The sequence below is a fragment of the Halorubrum sp. AJ67 genome, assembly GCF_000513435.1.
Genome location: NZ_CBVY010000002.1, coordinates 47,040 through 49,186 on the forward strand (window position 1 = coordinate 47,040; position 2,147 = coordinate 49,186).

The window sequence follows — 2,147 nt, forward strand, 5'->3', positions numbered from 1 at the left end:
TCGCTCGCTCGCGCACGCGCTCGACCGCGGCAGCCCCGTCCGACCGGGTCGCGTCCGCTGTGTCGTCGGTCATGGACACGAGACCGTCGGCCGCGGCTTAAGCGTGTGGCTCGCGGCATTCGGGGGCCGGCGTGTGGCCCGCGCCCACCGAAACGCTACGTTCAAGTGGGACGGTCGGGTACGTCAGTCCGCGCACCGTTGGTCCAGTGGTAGGACATTAGCTTCCCAAGCTAATAGCCCGGGTTCAATTCCCGGACGGTGCATACCTGCGGCGAGCAACTCGCGAGCCGCAGGTATCCCACGGAATTGAACCCTGGAAGCCGCAGCCCGGAACGGCCGAGCGAAGCGAGGCCGCATGCCCGGACCGTCTTCCTCCGGTTCAATTCCCGGACGGTGCACTTCACTTCGTTCGTGCCCCGTCCGTTGTCCCGTTCGCTTCACTCACGGGACTCCCGGACGGTGCATACCTGCGGCGAGCAACTCGCGAGCCGCAGGTATCCCACGGAATTGAGCCCTATTAATCGCGCGCAGCGAACGACTCCGAGCGAGTCGACTCGTGGCCCGAATCAGTCGTCGACCGTCCCGACGCCAGTGAACTCGAACCGCGCACCTCCGGTCTTGCTTTCGGTCACGGTCACGTCCCAGCCGTGCGCCTGTGACACCTGTGCGACGATGGAGAGACCGAGACCGACGCCGTCCGCGGACGTGGAGAACCCGTCTTCGAGGACTGCTCCGCGGAGTTCTTCGGGAATTCCGGCCCCGTCGTCTTCGACGAAGAACCCGTCGGGGAGATCGCCGACGGTGACGGTGACTCCGTCGCCGCCGTGCTGAACAGCGTTTCGGAACAGGTTTTCGAATATCTGTTTGATTCGGTTGCCGTCGGCGCGCACCGTACGGTTCGTGTCGACGGAGACCGACGCGTCCCGGGTCGCGACGAGATCCCAGCAGCCCTCGCTGACGGCCCCGAGATCGACCGGCTCGAACGACCGGATCTGATCGCCCGCCTTCGCCAGCGAGACGAGGTCGGTGATGAGTTCGTCCATGCGGTCGAGCGCCCTCCCGGCCGATCTGAGGTGTTCGCTGTCGCGCTCGTCCCGTGCCAGTTCGAGGCGTCCCTGAGCGACGTTCACGGGGTTCCGAAGGTCGTGGCTCGCCACGTCCACGAACTCGTCCATCTGGTCGTTCCTCGCCTTGAGCCGTCGGTTCGTCTCCCGGAGGCGCTCGTTCGCGTCGTGTAGCTGTGTCGCGTAGCTCCCGACGAGGGTTCCGAACGCGGACCCGATACTCAACGAGGCGACGATCGACAGCCGGATCGACGTGTCCGGGCGCGCGCTTATCAGGCCGAACCACGCGCCGACGACGAGGAACGCACCGAGACCGAGGGCGGTCCCCGTCAGGACTGTCCGGGGTTTCAGGTCGACCTCTCGGGTGCGGAGGAACGCGCCGTAGCCGACGAGACCGATCCCGACGGCGAGCGGGACGGACGACTGGAGGAGGACGGTTCGCGTCGACACGTCGGCGACTACGCCCGTGACCGCGGTCGCGACGACGATCGAGACACCGACGAGACCGACGGCGTTCGGGCGAGAGAGAGACGACATCACCTTCGGTCGACGTGTCGGCATGGAGGTACATATCGCCTTCCGTTCCAGCGCGTTTCGGTCGTTCTCTGACGGGAGGGATTCGTGACACAGCGATGTCCCGTCGGGCGAGCGCCAGATTCAGCTCCGAAGCCGGTGGTGCGAAGCGCGGTCACAGACAGCGCGGTAAAGCCCGCGACCCACGCCGCGACGACTAGCGCGATCACGAAGGTGCCGACGCCGATCAGCTTCTCGACCGTCCGTTCGAGGGTCGGAGCGAGGGCTCGGCGGTCGAACACCCAACTGACGAGCGGCCTGACGACGTACCGCCCGGGGAGGTACAGCGCGGCGGCGACGACGAGGAACTCGGCGATCTGCGCGGGGAGGCCGACGTACTTCGAAGCCAGTCCGGTGGTGACCTACGGCGCAGTCATACCCGACACACCGGTGGGCGAGAAATGAAGCTTGTCGTGTGTCGCGGGGGTTCCGTCGCCTTCGGCGTCGGCCCCGCCGGTCAGAAGATGTTCGCCTGATCGTACACGGAGATACCGGTGTCGGTGATGTCGT

General features: G+C 66.4%; 2 protein-coding genes and 1 tRNA gene. 2 read left to right on the forward strand and 1 reads right to left on the reverse strand.

Going from position 1 to position 2,147, the window contains the following annotated elements; translation table 11 throughout:
• The first annotated feature begins 192 nt into the window (after nt 1-192).
• Nucleotides 193-263, forward strand: a tRNA-Gly gene (locus tag BN903_RS02385).
• A 303-nt stretch (nt 264-566) separates the two neighbouring features.
• Here the strand turns inward: BN903_RS02385 and BN903_RS02390 are convergent.
• The gene (locus BN903_RS02390) at nt 567-1,601 is read right to left on the reverse strand and encodes a sensor histidine kinase KdpD (RefSeq protein ID WP_048076219.1); all 1,035 of its coding nucleotides are present in this window, start codon (nt 1,599-1,601) and stop codon (nt 567-569) included.
• 138 nt (nt 1,602-1,739) lie between these two features.
• On the opposite strand from BN903_RS02390, the gene BN903_RS02395 reads away from it, so the two are divergent.
• Nucleotides 1,740-2,042, forward strand: a complete 303-nt coding sequence (locus BN903_RS02395) for a hypothetical protein (RefSeq protein ID WP_048076220.1) — start codon at nt 1,740-1,742, stop codon at nt 2,040-2,042.
• Nucleotides 2,043-2,147 lie beyond the last annotated feature (105 nt).